The organism is Pseudomonas mangrovi (assembly GCF_003052585.1).
Classification (GTDB): Bacteria; Pseudomonadota; Gammaproteobacteria; order Pseudomonadales; family Pseudomonadaceae; genus Aquipseudomonas; species Aquipseudomonas mangrovi.
Genome location: NZ_QASN01000002.1, coordinates 30469 through 45304 on the forward strand (window position 1 = coordinate 30469; position 14836 = coordinate 45304).

General features: G+C 68.2%; 8 protein-coding genes. 5 read left to right on the forward strand and 3 right to left on the reverse strand.

What is annotated here, in order from left to right; translation table 11 throughout:
* The first annotated feature begins 29 nt into the window (after positions 1–29).
* Together DBO85_RS00215 and DBO85_RS00220 are read left to right on the forward strand one after the other, a co-directional pair.
* Positions 30–1694: a VRR-NUC domain-containing protein gene (locus DBO85_RS00215; protein WP_108104103.1), complete on the forward strand. Its 1665-nt coding sequence runs from the start codon at positions 30–32 to the stop codon at positions 1692–1694.
* Complete coding sequence (locus DBO85_RS00220) at positions 1691–3979, forward strand: ATP-dependent DNA helicase (protein WP_108104105.1); 2289 nt, start codon at positions 1691–1693, stop codon at positions 3977–3979. The genes DBO85_RS00215 and DBO85_RS00220 overlap by 4 nt, the downstream gene beginning before the upstream one ends.
* 56 nt (positions 3980–4035) lie before the next feature.
* Here the strand turns inward: DBO85_RS00220 and DBO85_RS00225 are convergent, their stop codons facing one another.
* Positions 4036–5025 carry an alpha/beta fold hydrolase gene (locus DBO85_RS00225; RefSeq protein WP_108104107.1) on the reverse strand — a complete coding sequence of 330 codons (990 nt, stop codon included), beginning with the start codon at positions 5023–5025 and terminating at the stop codon, positions 4036–4038.
* A gap of 309 nt (positions 5026–5334) precedes the next feature.
* Here DBO85_RS00225 and DBO85_RS00230 point away from each other — a divergent pair, with 309 nt between their 5' ends.
* Together DBO85_RS00230 and metR are read left to right on the forward strand one after the other, a co-directional pair.
* A complete protein-coding gene (locus DBO85_RS00230; protein ID WP_108104109.1) occupies positions 5335–5922 on the forward strand; it encodes an exopolysaccharide biosynthesis protein in 588 nt (195 codons plus the stop codon).
* A gap of 76 nt (positions 5923–5998) precedes the next feature.
* Positions 5999–6916 (forward strand): transcriptional regulator MetR, encoded by a 918-nt coding sequence (metR, locus tag DBO85_RS00235; RefSeq protein ID WP_108104111.1) that lies wholly within the window; start codon positions 5999–6001, stop codon positions 6914–6916.
* 5 nt (positions 6917–6921) lie between these two features.
* Here metR and putA read toward each other — a convergent pair whose 3' ends face one another.
* Together putA and DBO85_RS00245 are read right to left on the reverse strand one after the other, a co-directional pair.
* Positions 6922–10038, reverse strand: a complete 3117-nt coding sequence (gene putA, locus DBO85_RS00240) for a bifunctional proline dehydrogenase/L-glutamate gamma-semialdehyde dehydrogenase PutA (protein WP_108104113.1) — start codon at positions 10036–10038, stop codon at positions 6922–6924.
* Positions 10039–10141: 103 nt separating this feature from the next.
* A complete protein-coding gene (locus tag DBO85_RS00245; RefSeq protein ID WP_108104115.1) occupies positions 10142–12145 on the reverse strand; it encodes a TonB-dependent receptor in 2004 nt (667 codons plus the stop codon).
* Positions 12146–12364: 219 nt separating this feature from the next.
* Between DBO85_RS00245 and lon the strand changes: the two genes are divergently transcribed.
* The gene (lon, locus tag DBO85_RS00250; protein ID WP_108104117.1) at positions 12365–14746 is read left to right on the forward strand and encodes an endopeptidase La; all 2382 of its coding nucleotides are present in this window, start codon (positions 12365–12367) and stop codon (positions 14744–14746) included.
* The last annotated feature ends 90 nt before the right edge of the window (positions 14747–14836 follow it).

The following is a 14836-nucleotide window of genomic DNA, read 5'->3' on the forward strand; positions in this document are numbered from 1 at the left end:
GCCCGAAGGCTGCGCCGCCTGCTATCTGTATGGATGAACAGTATCCAGCAGTCTGCACAATGCCCGCCGCCCTCGAAGATCCCTTTTACTACCTGGCCAATTTCCGCCGCGTGCTGGACTGGCTGAACGCGCGTTATGCCGACCTGCTCGCACCCGACGAGCAGGCCTTCATCGACGGTTTCGCCCGGTTGCCGCAGCCCGCGCAGGCACTGCTGGTGCGGATGATCATGCGCAAGGGTGAGCTGTTTCGCGTCAACCGGCTGAACTATGCCGAAATCGGTTCAACCGCCGAAGCCCTGCAATCGCTACTGACCACCGGCTGGGTGGATGATGCGCCGCTGCTGACGCTGGACGAGCTGTTCCGCCTGTTCACCCTGAACGAACTGCAGCGCCTGTTCGACGCCCCGCGCGGGTTGCGCAAGAGCGAGCTGCGCGAACACCTCGCCGCCCACGACCGGCCAGACACGTTGCAGCAGTGGTGGCCGCACAGCGAGGAGTGCGTCTGCGCACTGCGCCTGATGCCGCTGTGCGACCGCCTGCGGCTGATGTTCTTCGGCAACCTGCGCCAGGACTGGTCGACCTTCGTGCTCGCCGATCTGGGCATCCATCGCTACGAGACGATCATCCTGGATGAGGCGGCGCGCGGCTTTCGCTGCCGCCAGGACGTCGACGACTACCTGGCGCTGTTCCGCTGCCAGGAGATACTCGCCAACGAAGGCGACCTGCAGCGCGCGCTTGCCGGGCTGCCTGCGACGGCGCTGGACAACCCCTGGATCGAGGCGCGCCGCGCACGCCTGCTGTTCCAGCTTGGCCAGCATTGCGAGCGTGCCGGCGACTTGCCCCAGGCGCTGGCGCTCTACCAGGCCAGCGGCGACCCACAGGCGCGGGTGCGCGAGATCCGCGTGCTCGAACGCGATGGCGATGCGCAACAGGCGTTGCAGCGGCTGGAGGCGCTCGATCCGCAGGCGCTGCCCGCCGAACAGCAACAGCAGCTGCAGCGCATCCTGCCGCGCCTGCAGCGCCAGCTCGGTCTGCCCGTGTTGCCGGCACCGCGGATCGCGCAGGCGCGCATCGACCTGTGCCTGCCGCGACCGGCCGAACCTTCCAGCGTCGAATGGGTGGTGCTCGAGCACCTGAGCGAGGTACAGGCGCCGGTGTTCTATCTGGAGAATGCCCTGCTCAACTCGCTGTTCGGCCTGCTCTGCTGGGAGGCGATCTTCGCCCCGCTGCCCGGCGCCTTCTTCCACCCCTTCCACGCCGCCCCGGCGGACCTGCACGCCAGCGATTTCCATGTCCGCCGCGCCGCATTGTTCCAGCGCTGCCTGGCGCGGCTGGATGACGGTAGCCATCGCCAGGCGATCCTGGCGACCTTCGCCGCCAAGTTCGGCACCCTGTCGCCCTTCGTCCACTGGCAGGCGCTCGACGCCGAACTGCTCGACCTGGCACTCGACTGCCTGCCACCGGCGCACCTGCGCGCCTGCTTCGAACGGCTGCTGCAGGACATCCGCGGCAACCGCGCCGGCATGCCCGATCTGATCCAGTTCTGGCCGGCGGAGCGGCGCTACCGGATGATCGAGGTGAAAGGCCCCGGCGACCGTCTGCAGGACAACCAGAAGCGCTGGCTGGCGTTCTGCGCGACCCAGGGCATTCCGGTCGAGGTTTGCTACCTGCGCTGGGCGGACACACCCGCGTGAGCTATCAGGTGGCAGTACGCGCACTCTGCGAGTTCGCCGCCCGCGAGGGCGATCTGGACCTGCGCTACCAGGCCGCGCCCAGTGCCGAGGAAGGCATCGCCGGACATGCCAGGGTCAGCGCCCGGCGCGGCGCGGGCTACCAACGCGAGCGGAGTCTGCAGGGCACGCACGGGACACTGCTGGTGCGCGGGCGCGCCGACGGCTACGACCCGACGCGCAACCGCCTGGAGGAGATCAAGACCCATCGCGGCGCCGTCGAGCGCATCCCGGCCAACCAGCGCGCGCTGCACTGGGTCCAGCTCAAGGTCTACGGCTGCCTGCTGTGCCGCGAGCTGGCGCTGCCCGACGTGGAACTCGCACTGGTCTACTTCGACATCGCCAGCGAGCGGGAAACGTTGCTGCTCGAACGTCTGCCGGCGCAGGTGCTGGAAGCCTTCTTCAGCGATCTCTGCCAGCGCTTCATCGGCTGGGCGGAGCAGGAAATCACCCAGCGCCAGGCGCGTGATGCTGCAATGACCGGCCTGGAGTTTCCCTACCCGGACTTTCGTCCCGGCCAGCGCCGTCTGGCCGAAACCCTCTACAAGGTCGCCCGGCGTGAAGGCCGGCTGCTGGCCCAGGCGCCCACCGGTATCGGCAAGACCCTCGGCAGCCTGTTCCCGCTGCTCAAGGCGATGCCCGACGCGCCACTGGACCGGCTGTTCTTCCTCACCGCCAAGACGCCGGGCCGGCAACTGGCGCTGGATGCGCTGCAGCAGCTGGGCGGCGCAGCGCTACCGTTGCGGGTGCTGGAACTCGGCGCGCGGGAAAAGCTCTGCGAGCATCCCGACAAGCTCTGCCAGGGCGATTCCTGCCCGCTCGCGCGCGGCTTCTACGACCGCCTGCCGGCTGCGCGCCAGGCCTGTGTCGAGGCGCGCTGGCTGGACCATGCCGGCCTGCGCCGGATCGCCGCGGAGCATCAGGTCTGCCCCTACTACCTGGGCCAGGAGCTGGCGCGCTGGGTCGACGTCTGCGTCGGCGACTACAACCACTACTTCGACAGCAGCGCCCTGCTGCACGGACTGACCCTGAGCAACCAGTGGAAGGTGGCGCTGCTGGTGGACGAGGCGCACAACCTGGTCGAGCGCGCCCGGCGCATGTACAGCGCGCAATTGCGTGGAGCCCAGCTCGCCGCCGCCCGCCGCGCAGCCCCCACGGCACTGAAGAAGCCATTGGAACGGCTCGCCCGGCAGTGGAGCGCGCTGCAGCGCGAGCAGGGCCTGACGGCACTGCGCGAAACGGCGGCCAGCGGTCTGTTCGAGACGCCGCCCCCCGTTCGCCACTACGCCGTCGCGCCACTGCCCGGCGCACTGCTCGCCGCCCTGCAGCAGTTCAGCGCGGCGTTCAGCGAATGGCAGCAGCAGAGTGCCCAGGTGCCGCCGCCGGCACTGCTGGAATTGCACTTCCTGGCGCTGCAGTTCTGCCGCCTGGCCGAGCAGTTCGATGACCATTCGCTGTTCGACCTTAGCCTGCCGGCGCAGGGCAAGCGTGCCGACCTGTGCCTGCGCAACCTGCTGCCGGCAGCCTTCCTGGCCCCGCGTTTCGCCAGCGCGCGCAGTACGGTGCTGTTCTCCGCCACCCTGAGCCCTGCGCACTACTACCGCGACCTGCTCGGTCTCGGCAACGAGGCCGCCTGGCTGGAAATCGCCGCGCCTTTCGCCAGCGATCAGCTGCAGGTGTCGCTGGCGCCGATCTCCACCCGCTATGCCGACCGCCAGTCTTCGCTGCAGCCGATCACCGAGCTGATCGCCGCGCAATACGCACGCACTCCTGGCAACTACCTGGTGTTCTGCAGCAGCTTCGACTACCTGCAGCAGATCGCCGCCCGCCTCGCCACCGACCAGTCGCAGATTCCCTGCTGGAGCCAGGGCCGCAGCATGGACGAAGCGGCGCGCACGGCCTTTCTCGCACGCTTCGTCGCAGGTGGGCGCGGGATCGGGCTGGCGGTGTTGGGCGGCGCGTTCGGCGAAGGCATCGACCTGCCCGGCGAGCGACTGATCGGCGCCTTCATCGCCACCCTCGGTCTACCGCAGCTGAATCCGGTCAACGAGCAGATGCGCCAGCGCCTGCAGCAGCTGTTCGGCCAGGGGCACGATTACACCTACCTCTACCCCGGCCTGCAGAAGGTGATCCAGGCCGCCGGCCGGGTGATCCGCGGCCCGCAGGATCGCGGCACCCTGCACCTGATCGACGACCGTTTCGCCCAACCGCGGATTCGCGCACTGCTGCCCGGCTGGTGGGGGCTCTAGCGGGATGCGCAGCCGAACCGTCGGGGCGCGGACGGGCGGCTCAGGAAGCGCAGCTGTCAGAGGCTGGCCAGGCCCTCGTCATCGCGGTGACTGGCGAGGTAAGGCAGCACCGCCTGCAGCAGCGGCTCGCGGAAGGCGTCCTGGAAGCGATGCGCCAGTCCCGGAATCAGCCGTAGATCAGCACCGCGGATATGCGCGGCGACATGCACGCCGTGCATCACCGGTAGCAGCGGATCGTCGGTGCCATGCACGACCAGGGTCGGCACCTCGATACGGGCCAGCAGCTCGACCCGGCTGGGCTCGGCAAGGATCGCCGCCAGCTGGCGCTGCACTCCGTCCGGATTGAAGGAGCGGGCGTAGGCTTCCTCGGCCTGTTGCAGCAGCAGGTCGCGATCATCACTGACCCGCCGGCTGCCGAGCGCAGCGAGCAGCTCGACCTGCTGCTGCAGCGCTTCGGCGCGGGTCGGTGCCTCGCGCTCGGCGAGCAGGCGCAGCAGCGCATCGCTGGGTGCCGGCAACCCGGCGGCGCCGGAGCTGGTCATCACCAGGGTCAGGCTGGTGACCCGCTGTGGCTGCATGTCGGCGATGTGCTGGGCGATCATGCCGCCCATGCTGACGCCGAGCAGGTGGAAACGCTCGATACCCAGCGCGTCCATCAGGCCGAGGCTGTCGAGAGCCATGTCGCGCAGCCGATAGGGCGCGTTGACCGGCAGGCCCAGCCGATGCCGCAGCACCTGATAGCGCAGGTTCAGCTCCGCCGGGCGACCGTTCCAGGTGCTCAGGCCGGCATCCCGATTGTCGAAGCGAATGACCCGGAAACCGTCCTCGCAGAGCCTGCGCACCACCGCATCGGGCCAGTGGATCAGCTGGCCGCCAAGGCCCATGACCAGCAGCAACGCCGGATCGCTGTCGCGCCCCACGCTCTGGTAGGCCAGGCGCACATCGCTCAACTCGACAAAGGCATGGGGAACCTGGGTATCGCAGGGATCGGCCGCAAAGGACGGCGCACCGCCAAGCAGGGCGGCGAGAAGGACAAGAATACGCATGTGTTTTGGACCGCACGAGAAACGCCATTGGACGCAGAGTTTGACGTCGTCCATGCCGGCGCGCTGCCACACTTGCGTGACGTTTTGATGAAGCAGGACGAACGGCCGTCCCCGCCGCCCTGATTGAGCCGGATTCATCCTCCGACAGACCGCGCTTGCTCAATGCGGCGCCTACTGTTCAGTGCAGCCGCAGGTTGGCACCGAGGCACGAGGCGCGACAGGGGCACATGCCGCAGGGGCAACCGACCAACGCAGCGAACCCCTGGCAGGAACCTGGCTTCCAAGCTGAAACCGGCGCGGAGGTCAGGCATGAAGGTGGATGAGGACGGCAATCTGGAAGCGTTGCTGCTGCGCCTGCGCGAAAGCGGCGAGCGGCGCAGCCGCGTCAGCGTGGCCTGCATGCTCCAGGCTACCGGCGAACGCAGCTTCGGGCCGATGATCCTGCTGCTCGGGTTGCTGGTGCTGTCACCGCTGTCCGGCATTCCCGGCCTGCCCACTGCGGTGGCGGTGGCCGTGGCGCTGATCACCGTGCAACTGCTGCTGGGACGCCGCTACTTCTGGCTGCCGCGCTGGTTTTTACGGCGCAAGGTGCCAGGCAAGCGCTTCGATCAGGCGCTGGGGGTACTGCTGCGCGGGGCGCGACCGATCGACCGCATGGTCAAACCGAGGCTGCGCTGGCTGACACGTGGCCCGGCCTTCTACCTCTGTGCCCTGCTCTGCCTGATGATCGCCCTGAGCATGCCGCCGCTGGAGCTGATCCCCTTTGCCAACAGCCTGGCCGGCGCGGCGCTGAGCTGCCTGGGGCTGTCGCTGATCGCCCGCGACGGCCTGCTCGCACTGTTCTCGCTGGTGTGCTTCGGCGGCGCGCTGGCGCTGGTCCTGCACGCGCTGCTGTAGCCGAGCAGGCGGCCTTGCAGCGCTTGCGGCAGCGGCCCATCATGAGCGTCCTTCAAGGTCCGCGCCGGAGCATGGCATGCTGGAAATCCGTCATCTGAAGACCCTGCACGCCCTGCGCGACGCGGAAAGCCTGGTCGAGGCGGCCGAGCGCCTGCACCTGACCCAGTCGGCGCTGTCGCATCAGTTCAAGGAGCTGGAAGAGCGTCTGGGCATGCCGCTGTTCGTGCGCAAGACCCGCCCGGTGCGCTTCACCAGTGCCGGCCTGCGCCTGCTGCAACTGGCCGACAGCCTGCTGCCGCAGTTGCGCGCCGCCGAGCGTGACCTGGCGCGCCTGGCCGGCGGCACGGCCGGCCGCCTGCACATGGCCATCGAATGCCACAGCTGTTTCCAGTGGCTGATGCCGACCATCGACCAGTTCCGCGACGCCTGGCCAGAGGTGGAGCTGGACCTCGCCTCGGGCTTCTCCTTCGCCCCGCTGCCGGCCCTGGCGCGCGGCGATCTCGATCTGGTGGTCACCTCCGACCCGGTGGAGATGCCCGGCATCACCTACGTGCCGCTATTCACCTACGAGGCGCTATTGGCGGTCGCCAACCAGCATCGCCTGGCGGCCCGCCCCCATATCCGCGCCGAGGACCTGGAGAGCGAGACCCTGATCTGCTATCCGGTGGACCGCGACCGCCTGGACATCTTCACCCGCTTCCTCGAACCGGCAGGCATCGAGCCTGCCGGCATCCGCAACGCCGAGCTGACGGTGATGATGCTGCAGCTGGTGGCCTCCGGGCGCGGTGTCTGCTGCCTGCCGAACTGGGCGCTGCACGAGTACAGCTCGCGCGGCTACGTCACCGCCCGCCGCCTGGGCGAGAAGGGCCTGATTGCAACGCTCTACGCCGGCATCCGCAGCGACATGCTCGATGCGCCCTTCATGCGCGACTTCCTGCTCACCGCCAAGGACACCTCCTTCGCCACCCTCGAAGGCGTCAGCGCGGCACGCTGAGCGCCTCAGTCGTCTTCACGCAGATCGAAGAGCGCGGCATTGCCTCCCACGGCGGCGCTGTTGCGCGAGCTGCAGCGCTCTACGCAGAGCCTGCGCAGATAGTCCGGGCCACCGGCCTTGGGCCCGGTCCCGGAGAGGCCCAGGCCGCCGAACGGTTGCACCCCGACCACCGCCCCTATCTGGTTGCGGTTGACGTAGAGATTGCCGACCCGGGCGCGCGCCTCGATGTGCGCGATGGTGCTCTGGTTGCGGCTATGCACGCCCAGGGTCAGGCCATAGCCCAGCGCATTGAGCGAATCGATCAGGCCGTCCAGGGCATCCACGCGATAACGCAAGAGATGCAGCACGGGACCGAAATGCTCCTCGCCGAGTTGATCGAGACTGTCGATCTCGACCAGCCGCGGCGCCAGGTAGAAGCCGTCCAACCCTTCCGCCAGCGGACTTGCGCTCAGCTCCCGTCCCTGCACCTGTTGCAGGTAGCCCTGCAGGGACTGCAGCGCCGCCGCATCGATCAGCGGGCCGAGGTCGCTGTCGAGTCGATCCGGCGGCCCCACCCGCAACTCGGCCATGGCCCCACGCAGCAGCGCGGTCACCCGCTCCGCCAGGGGCTGCGGCACGCACAGCACGCGCAGCGCCGAGCAGCGCTGACCGGCGCTGGTGAAGGCGGAAGCGATGACGTCGCGCACCAGTTGCTCGGGCAGCGCCGTGGTGTCGGCAATCAGTGCGTTCTGCCCACCGGTTTCGGCGATCAGCGCAGCCAGTGCGCCCTCGCGCTGCGCCAGGCGCTGGTTGATCGCCCTCGCGGTGGCCGAGGAGCCGGTAAAGCAGACCGCCGCCACGCGCGGATCGGCGCAGAACACCTCGCCGAGCAACGCGCCGTCGCCGGGCAGCAGCGCCAGGGCAGTCGGTGGCAAGCCGGCTTCGAACAGCAGTTGCACCGCCCGCGCAGCGATCAGCGGGGTCTGCTCGGCCGGTTTGGCCAGCACCACATTGCCGGTCACCAGCGCCGCGCAGACCTGGCCCAGGAAGATCGCCAGGGGGAAATTCCACGGACTGATGCAGACCACCAGGCCGCGGCCTTCGTAGTAGTGCTCGTTGACCTCGCCAACCGGGCCGGGCAGCACCCGCCGCTGCATCAGCTCGCGGGCCTGCAGCGCGTAGTAGCGGCAGAAGTCGACCGCCTCGCGGACTTCGTCGAGACCATCCTGAATGGTCTTGCCGGCTTCCAGACAGCAGAGCGCGACCAGTTCGGCACGCTGCTCCTCGAGCAGCTCGGCCAGGCGTTCGAGCACCTGCGCCCGTTCGCCTACCGGCGTCTGGCGCCAGGCCGGTGCTGCGGCCGCCAGGTGGGTGATCGCCGCCCGCGCCTGATTCTGGCTGGCACGCACCCCGCCGCCGAGGCAACGGTTGCGCTGCCAGGGGCCGTAGAGCGGCTGCACCGGTCCTTCCAGCTCATCGCCTGCGAGCAGCGGCGTCGCCCGCCAGCAGTGCTGCAGCTGCTCCTTCAGTTCCTGGAGAAACACCTCGCGTGCCTGCCCGGCATGCAGGTTGAACCCCGCGGAATTGCGCCGCGGCGCGAACAGCCGGGCGGGCGGCGGCAGCAGCGGATTGGCCAGGCTGGCGTGGCGGTGCAGCTGATCCAGCGGATGCTCGATCAGCTGCTCCAGCGGCACCCGCGGATCGCCCAGCCGGTGCACGAAGGAGGCGTTGGCGCCGTTCTCCAGCAACCGGCGCACCAGATAGGGCAACAGCTCGCGATGCGCGCCGACCGGCGCATAGATACGCCGCCGCAGCCCCGCCGGCAGGCAATCGAACAAGGCCTCGCCCATGCCGTGCAGGCGCTGCACCTCGACGTCTGCGCAGCCCTGCTCGGCCGCCATCTCCAGCACGCTGGCCAGGGTCTGGGCGTTGTGGCTGGCGAACTGCGGCAGCAGTCGTCCAGCGCAGGCCGGACCGAGCAGAAAGCGTGCGCAGGCCAGATAGGCCACGTCGGTGGATTCCTTGCGGGTAAACACCGGGTAACCACCCAGGCCGCGCTGCTGGGCCAGCTTGATCTCGCTGTCCCAGTAGGCACCCTTGACCAGCCGCAAAGGAAAGCGCACGCGCAACTCGTCCGCCAGCAACGCCAGCCAGACCAGCACCGGCAGACAACGCTTCGAGTAGGCCTGCACCACCAGACCCAGGCCATCCCAGCCGGCCAGCTCGCTGCTGCGCGCCAGGCGCTCGAACAACTCCAGCGACAGCTGCAGGCGGTCGGACTCCTCGGCATCGATGCTCAATTGCACCCCACACTCGCGGGCGCGCATGGCCAGCCTCAGCAGACGCGGGTAGAGCTCATCGAACACCCGCGCACGCTGCGCCGGTTCATAGCGCGGGTGCAGCGCCGACAGCTTGATCGACACCGAGGCCTGCGGCGCCGCACCGGCGGCGGCCAGGGCGTCCAGCGCCGCGGCGTAGGCGTCGGCATAATCCTCGGCATCGGCGGCCGTCATGGCTGCCTCGCCAAGCATGTCGAAGGAATAGAGGTAGTCCGCCTGCCGCCGCGCCAGCGCCTCGCCCAGTTGCTGGCCGAGTACGAAGCGTTGCCCGAGCCTGCGCATGCCGAGGCTCAGCGCACGCCGAATCCAGGGCTCGCCGGCCTGGCGTAGCAGGCGCTGTACAGCAGCAGGCCGATCGTCCGGCGACTGCGCCAGCAAGCGCTCGCCGAGCGCCAGGCCGAGCTCGCCCAGGCGCGCGCCCAGCCCGCCTGCGGAGGCGCCTGGCTGCCAGTGCAAGGGACCGAGGCGGTCGCGGATCAGCGCCTCGGCGCTGGCCGTATCGGGGATACGCAGCAGTGCTTCGGCCAGCTCCATCAGGGCCAGGCCCTGAGGCGTCTGCAGGTCGTACTGGCGCAGCAGCGCATCAAGCCCGGCAACCTGCTGCTCGCGCGCCCGCGCCGCCGTGGCCAGCTGCCGGGCCGTGTCGGCGATCCGTTCGCGGGCCTGCCCCGGGTCGGCAAGATGCGCCAGCTCGGCAAGCCAGTCGGCCTCGTCGATCAGGTAGTAGTGGTCGATGCAGGTGAAGAACTGCGCCGCGCTCAGCGGCGGCAATTCACTCTCGATGATCCGTTCGATCTGCAACATGGCGCTCTCCCCACCGACCCTGCTTCCAGCCTAGCGGCTCGAGTGACAAGGGGCACGGCGAGTCGAGGCCATCAGCAACCTAGACCCAGCGCAGCGGCAAAGTTCAGAACGACAGGCGCACGCCCGCGGTGAAGTTGCGACCCGGCAGCAGTACGTCGTCCTTGAGGAAGGAGCTGTGCTCGCGCGCCTTCTCGTCGAGCAGATTGTTCGCCTTCAGGTACAGCTGGTAGTCGGTGCGCGCGATGGCACCGGTGTAGGCAACGCCTGCGCCGAGCATGTTGTAGCCGGCAGTTTCGCTTTCGTAGTCGGCATGATCCTTCTGCCGCAGCACCCGGTAGGCCTCCACCTGGCCGCTGAGCGCCGGGGTGAACGCCTGCTGCAGACGCACGCCGAGACGACCGGCGGGAATCCGCGGCAGGTCGCCGCCGTCACGCAGCTTGGCGCGCACGTGGTCGCCGAACAGCGCAACACTGGTGCTGTCGCTGGCCTGCAGGCGCAGCTCGCCTTCCAGCCCGTAGAGCACGGCGTCGTCCTGGCGATACTCGATCAGCCGGTAGCCACCGCCGATGTCTTCGCCGGTGTCGGCGGCGTGGATGAAATCATCCACCTGGTTGCGGAACAGGCTCAGGTCGAATCCGACCCGGCCGGCAAACTTGCGCAGGCTGACTTCCAGATTGTGCGAGGTTTCCTCGTCCAGCTCCGGGTTGCCCAGCTCGACCGTGCGGGTGGCGGCGTGCGGGCCGTTTGCATACAGCTCCTCGGCACTCGGCAGGCGTTGCGAGCGCGACAGCGACAGGCCCAGCGAGTACTCGGGAGCGAAGGTCCAGACCGTGCCGGCGGAGACCGAGGTGCCGCTGTGGCGGGTGTCGCGTGCGCCTTCGGCGGAGATGTCCTGCCACTCGCGGCGCAGGCCGATCTCGTAGCGCCAGTCGTCCGCGCGGTATTCCTCGAGCAGGAACACGCCATGGTTGCGGGTCAGGGTCGGCGGCACGTAGGCCTCCTCGCCCAGGGCGGCGAAATCGCGGTGCAGGGTCTGCGCACCGACCACGCCACGCCAGCCGGCCAGAGGCTGGTGGGTCAGCTCCAGACGCGCGTCGGTGGCCTTGTTCTCGAAGCGGGTGCCCACTTCGCCGCCCTCGATCTCGCGGTGCTGGTAGTCGCTGTGGCCCACCCGCAGACGCGCGCGCTCGAAGCCCGGCAACGGGTCGCTCAGCTCGCCGCGCAGGTCCCAGCGCTTCTGGTGCATGTCGATATAGGGCGTGCCCTCTTCCTCCTCATCATGGCCACCGCCATGGTCGTCGCAATCCCAGTCACCCGGATCGTGTTCGTGGCAATCGGCATGCTCATGGCCGAGCAGGCCATAGCGACGGTTCTGCTCACCGAAGGCGAGGCCGATATAGCCGCGCTCGCCGATGAAGCTGCCGCCCAGGGTGTAGCTGTCATTGTCGTTGTAGGAGCCGTCCTGCTTATCCGGCGAACCGGGGATCTCGTAGGGGTCGGCCTGGCGCTTGACGCCTTCCACGCGTACGGCGAACGGGCCGCTGCCGGCGGTCAGGCCGAACACGCCCTCGCCCTGGTTGGCGACGCTGTTGGCGCGCAGCTCCAGCTCGCCTTCGTAGCCGTCGGCCGGGACGTAGGTGGGGATCTTGCGGTCGATCACGTTGACCACCCCGCCAATCGCACCACCACCATAGAGCAGGGTTGCCGGGCCCTTGAGCACCTCGATGCGCTCGCTCAGCAGCGGCTCGATGCCGACCGCGTGATCGGGGCTGATGGTCGAGGCGTCCAGCACGTCCACACCATCACTGAGTACCTTGACCCGCGCGCCATCCAGGCCACGGATCACCGGTCGCGACACGCCGGCGCCAAAACTGCTGGAGCGCACACCCGGCAGACTGTCGAGGGTCTCGCCGATGGTCGACTCGCGACGCAGCACCAGCGCGTCACCCTCCAACACTTCAGCCGGAGCAGTCATCTCGTGGCGCTGGCTGGCCAGGGCGCTGGCGCTGATCACGGTCGACTGCAGCTCGACCGGCTGGGCGGCCCAGGCACCAGGGGCAAAAGTCAGGGCGATGGCGAGTGCCAGCGGGTGACGGGCAAGCTGCATGCGAAGGATCTCCTTGGAAGGCGTGAGCACCAGGCGCCACGGGGCGCCAGACGAAGGGCGCGCATCCTATCATGTTATATCGTAACAATTAACCCCTCGAATGCCTGCCTTGAAATCCCCGCACCTGCCACCCATCTACCTCTGCACACCGAGCCGGATAGCGACGTCCGGCGATCAGAATCCGCAGGGCCCCGCGCCCGCCGTCCAACGGAGTGCTTGATGAGCGATCAGGAGCAGCACGCAGAGATCATCGAGGCCGGCAGCAGCCTGGCCATCCCCGGACAGGAGCGTCCCGAAAGGCTGTATGTGATACCGGTGCACAACCGCCCGTTCTTCCCCGCCCAGGTGCTGCCAATCGTGGTCAATGAAGAGCCCTGGGACGAGACCCTCAAGCGCGTGGCCAACACCAGCCACCACTGCCTGGCGCTGTTCTTCCTCGACAACCCCGGCGAGTCGCCCGACCAGTTCGATCCGGCACAGCTGCCCGAGCACGGCACCCTGGTGCGCATCCATCACGCCAGCAAGGAAGGCGGCAAGCTGCAGTTCGTCGCCCAGGGCCTGAGCCGGGTGCGCGTGCGTGGCTGGCTGAGCCGCAAGCCGCCGTACCTGGTCGAGGTCGAATACCCTCAGGCGGCGGAAGATCCGCGCGACGAGGTCAAGGCCTACGGCATGGCACTGATCAACGCGATCAAGGAACTGCTGCCGCTCAACCCCCTGTACAGCGAGGAGCTGAAGAACTACCTGAATCGCTTCAGCCCCAACGAGCCCTCGCCGCTGACCGACTTTGCCGCAGCGCTGACCACCGCCCCCGGTCGCGAGCTGCAGGAAGTACTCGACTGCGTACCTATCCTCAAACGCATGGAGAAGGTGCTGCCCCTGCTGCGCAAGGAAGTGGAGGTGGCGAAGCTGCAGAAGGAGCTGTCTGCCGAGGTCGAGCGCAAGGTCGGCGAGCGCCAGCGCGAATTCTTCCTCAAGGAGCAGCTGAAGATCATCCAGCAGCAGCTGGGCATCACCAAGGACGACCGCAGCGCCGATGCTGACGAGTTTCGCGCCCGTCTGGACGGCAAGAGTCTTCCCGCGGCGGCGCAGAAGCGCATCGACGAGGAACTGAACAAGCTGTCGATCCTGGAGACCGGCTCCCCCGAATACGCGGTGACGCGCAATTATCTGGACTGGGCGACCAGCGTGCCCTGGGGCGTGTACGGCAAGGACAAGCTGGACCTCGCCCGCGCGCGCAAGGTGCTCGATCGGCACCACGCCGGGATGGACGACATCAAGGCACGAATCACCGAATTCCTTGCCGTGGGTGCCTACAAAGGCGAGATCAGCGGCTCGATCGTGCTGCTGGTCGGCCCACCGGGCGTGGGCAAGACCAGCATCGGCAAGTCCATCGCCGAGAGCCTGGGGCGGCCGTTCTATCGCTTCAGTGTCGGCGGCATGCGCGACGAGGCTGAGATCAAGGGCCACAGACGCACCTACATCGGCGCCCTGCCCGGCAAGCTGGTGCAGGCGCTCAAGGATGTCGAGGTGATGAACCCGGTGATCATGCTCGACGAGATCGACAAGATGGGCACCAGCTACCAGGGCGACCCGGCCTCGGCTCTATTGGAAACCCTGGATCCGGAACAGAACGTCGAGTTTCTCGACCACTACCTGGACCTGCGCCTGGATCTGTCCAAGGTACTGTTCGTCTGCACCGCCAACACGCTGGATTCCATCCCTGGTCCGCTGCTCGACCGCATGGAGGTGATTCGCCTGTCCGGCTACATCGCCGAGGAAAAGCTCGCCATTGCCAAGCGCCACCTGTGGCCGCGCCAGCTGGAGAAGGCAGGCGTGGACAAGAGCCGCATCAGCCTCAGCGATGCCGCGCTCAGGGCACTGATCGAGGGCTACGCCCGCGAGGCCGGCGTGCGCCAGCTGGACAAGCAGCTCGGCAAGCTGCTGCGCAAGGTGGTGGTGCGTCTGCTGGACGAGCCAGACACCAGGGTGAAGATCGGCCCGAAGGATCTGGAAGGCTACCTGGGCATGCCGCACTTTCGCGCCGAGCAGGTCATGGCCGGGGTCGGCATCATCACCGGCCTGGCCTGGACCAGCATGGGCGGCGCCACCCTGCCGATCGAGGCGACGCGCATCCACAGCCTCAACCGCGGTTTCAAGCTCACCGGCCAGCTCGGCGAGGTGATGAAGGAGTCGGCGGAGATCGCCTACAGCTACGTTGCTGCCAATCTGGCGCAGTACCGCGGTGATCCGGGCTTCTTCGACCAGGCCTTCGTCCACCTGCACGTGCCCGAGGGCGCCACGCCCAAGGACGGCCCCAGCGCCGGCATCAGCATGGCCAGCGCGCTGTTGTCGCTGGCGCGCAACCAGGCGCCGAAGAAGGGCGTGGCCATGACTGGCGAACTGACCCTGACCGGCCAGGTGCTGGCCATCGGCGGGGTGCGCGAGAAAGTCATCGCCGCGCGCCGGCAGAAGATCAGCGAACTGATCCTGCCGGAGGCCAACCGCGGCGACTACGAGGAGCTACCGGCCTATCTGCGCGAGGGCATGACGGTGCATTTCGCCCGGCGCTTTGTCGATGTGGCCAAGGTGCTGTTTGGCTGAGCGTTACCCTGCGGCTTGCCTGACGCATCGTTGGGCCTTGCGGCCCAACCTACCGATTGCCGCGCGGGTTCATCGATGAGCCCGACGGCC